Below are 3,393 nucleotides of genomic sequence, written 5' to 3' on the forward strand. Positions count from 1 at the left end.
ACTTTCAATCTCAGCACCGACACAAAATTTTCTTAACGAGTCGATCAACAACATTACAAGAAATTGCCCCAGAGATCCCGTTGCCATTGAAGCGAATTATCATTCAGCCGTTGGATGCCGAGGAACTCAAACAATGGTTTCAGCAGTGGACAAAAGTGCAATCGTTGGCGATCGCTCAAAATTTCTTTACATTCTTAAAACAGACAGGCTTATTTACCAGTCAATCAAAGTTAAGAGAATTTTCTGCCTTTGTGCGTCAACCCCTAATGCTGCATTTATTGGGCATTTTACACCGCGACGGACTGCTAGATGATGAACTATTACACTCAGCTGCTAATAACCCAAAGTCTTCTCTGTTATGGGAAATTTATCATCGCCTAAGTCGATGGTTGTTGGGCTATCCACTAACTGGCGGTATTAAAACGATGCTACTGCGCTCAGGATCGGCTCATATCCACCGGACTCCAGAAGCGATCGCTAATTTACTCGCTAGTCGTCATCCCCAAGATTTACTTGAGCAGATGCAAGCGATCGCTCTGAAAATTTTACATTCACAACGTCAGCAAATTAATTTGGCTGGTGAATTTAATACTCTACCAGAATTTTATTTTAAAATTCGGGATTTAGAAAGCGCAACAAAAACTAGTTTAATTGAATTTTCGCATATTAAGTTAGGAGAATATCTTTGTGCTGAGGCTGTGACTGCTGAGTTGAAATTACTGACTCAGTGCCAAAATGAGGTTTATGGCAGACTCACCTTTGTAATTGATTCTCCTAGTGGTGTAGCCCAGCATATTTACAATTTACTAGGTTACGGGATACTTAGCCAAGAAATTGAAGAACTGGCGATGCCTGCGGCGGGCTGCGCCTACGCAATTTTACGCCAGGAGCAAAAGCACAAGTTTTCCTTTGAAGTTTTGTTTGAACGTCTTTTGTCTTTCTGGCGTGCTTACTGTCAAGGCTATTGGTTGGATGAAGGTATAGCCCACAAAGCTTTGACTCATTTTCACGCATTGCAAAACCCGGTGAATGTTGAGCAGGTGAATGCTGCGGTAGGACTGAATGTGTTTTTATTGCTTTGTGCTTGCTACCGAGAAACAAAAGGCGCTTTCTCGTACCTAACTCGGTCATCAGTCAGTCCTTTTAAAAAGGCGACCAATTGCTGTTTTTCTTCTGGTGACAGATTCAATATTGGAAGACCTCCAAAGTCACCACCCCGACTGTAAAAATCAATCACTTGCTCTAAAGTCGCTTGACCTCCATTGTGGAAGTAGGGGGCAGTGAGTTCGATATTGCGAAGTCCAGGCGTTTTGAAAGCTCCGTCTGCAACCACTTTTTCACTAGAATTCAACGGTGGATTGAGCGTGGGGGGGTTTTCGCCCAGGAGAAGCTGAAATTTCCCTAACTGAGCCAATCGTGCCTCTGAAAGCGGATTAGCACCCTGCAAAGGGTCATTACCACCCAAACCGGGGTCGTCCGTAACAGGTCTAACGCCGATATTGAAGAAGCCAGTGTCTTCAGGGGATCTTGCACCGAATGGCGCACGTTTGATTCGTCCGTCTTTAGCCACGCTGCTCACTGAAGCAGCTGTTAATTCTGATCCAGCGTGGCAACCAATACACAGAGCCTTGCCCTGAAACAGTTGTTTACCTAGTTGCTGCTGCTTGGTTAGGGCTGTGGTGTTTCCTTCCAAAAAGCGATCAAAGGGCGTATCGTTGGCAATGAGTGTAGACTCGTACAACTGAATTGCAAGCCCAAAGAACAGCGAGAAGTTATACTCCAACAGCGTGTACTCATCGGTTTTGGAAGAGTTATCAGGGCTGTTGACAAAAGTGCGTCTACCTTTAGCATCAACTTGGATGAGTCGATTAGACTTCCACCACTCCGGCTTAAAGGCATCTTTAATCAGCTGATCGTAGGTTTTATCCTTCAGTCCGGGCCGAGGATATCTACTGTCTGCACCTAAAACGCTGTCTTGTGGATGCACAACCTGTTTGCCTAGCGGTCTGAGGCGAGATAACTTTTGCCCCAAGACTCTGGGGAGCTTTGTACCCCTAATTGACAGAACATTTTGCAGCAGTGTGCTGAGAGACGTGCTGTTGCCAATTTGCGTCAAATTACCAGTAAGTTCTTCTACGGAACTCAGTAGCGGCCCAACTAGAGTATCAGCAATATTATCTAGATTATCTAGCGGCAGTATGCTGAGAGATTTTTTGTTGTCAATTCGCCCGAACTTATCACCAATTTCTTCAAAAGTGCGACCATCAGCTGACAACTCGAAGGAACTGAGTGGCGGCCCGAGCGCCTGAGAAGCCAAAGACGAATTATTCACTCTGATTTTGACAAATTTGAGTTGATTTGGCTTTTCTGCTTTTACCACAGAAGCGTTAGGGTCTCTTAAACCAAAGGGATTCACCCCATTAAAGATGTTCTGTGCTCTTCCATCCCAAAAGTTGCGGAAGTTGAATACTGCATTAATCACGGTTGAGGTGTTACGCGGCTGGACGCGGCGCACATTTGTACCTCCTACATTAAACACCGGATCTAGCTCGGTTTTTACTTCGTCTTCCGCGCTGCCAGGTTTAACATTAACAAACTTAGCATTGGAGACGCCCTGAGAGGAACTGACATCATTTCGGTCAGATACAACGGTTTTAGGATCATTCGGGTCTGACAGCTTGTGAAAGGGAAAATCTCCCGGTTTAAGCTGGTAGTTTGGCGCACCACCTATATCAAAAACTGTATCTGGATTCACAGTACCATTAGCGTTAATCCGCAAAAGCCCAGGAGAAATCTGATTTTTGGATCTATTGTCAGCTCCAGCATGGAAGTGACAACTAGCACAGGAGGTCTGTCCGTCGCTCCCAACCTGCATATCCCAAAAGAGAGTTTTTCCTAACTTGATTGCAGCTACTTTGTCTTTTACGAAGTCTCCAAGATTGTCAGGCTGCGGAACCGATACGCTCTTGAGCGAAGTTAGAGGCGTTGTAACCTGGGCTGATACAGTATTTCCAGCTATTACTGCTGCCATAATAATGGCAGCAATTGTTATAGTCTTTAAAAATCTTGATCTCAGGTAATTAAGCTTGTCATTCCTGAATCTCCACTCTTGGTGTTTTATTTTTGTCACCAAAGATTTGAGTAAAAACCGACCTCTTGAGGTCAGTAGCAAGTAAATTGATAAGCCAGTAATAAAGACTACTAAGCTTATTATGGGTATGATCCCCATAGATTTTTTGTAGTAAATTAACATCTAAAAAATTATACATCTGGAAGAAAATTACAAATGTAATATTAATGTAAAGTAATTACACGATTTACAAATTTTATGTGAGCAAAAACGCTATTATACGATAAATAAATTCAGTAAAGTAGGTAAACTATTCTACATAT

The 3,393-nt window shown here is 43.3% G+C and carries 2 pseudogenes; one reads left to right on the forward strand and one right to left on the reverse strand.

The features are described from left to right. Positions 1–1,226: pseudogene (locus LC574_RS32185) on the forward strand (hypothetical protein); the annotation flags it as partial. Between the two features lie 1,514 nt (positions 1,227–2,740). Here LC574_RS32185 and LC574_RS39355 read toward each other — a convergent pair. Next, positions 2,741–3,253 (reverse strand): annotated as a pseudogene (locus LC574_RS39355) (cytochrome c peroxidase); the annotation flags it as partial. Between the last annotated feature and the right edge of the window lie 140 nt (positions 3,254–3,393).

Origin of the sequence: Nostoc sp. CHAB 5715, from assembly GCF_020829685.1 — a bacterium.
In the GTDB taxonomy this organism is placed as follows: domain Bacteria; phylum Cyanobacteriota; class Cyanobacteriia; order Cyanobacteriales; family Nostocaceae; genus Nostoc.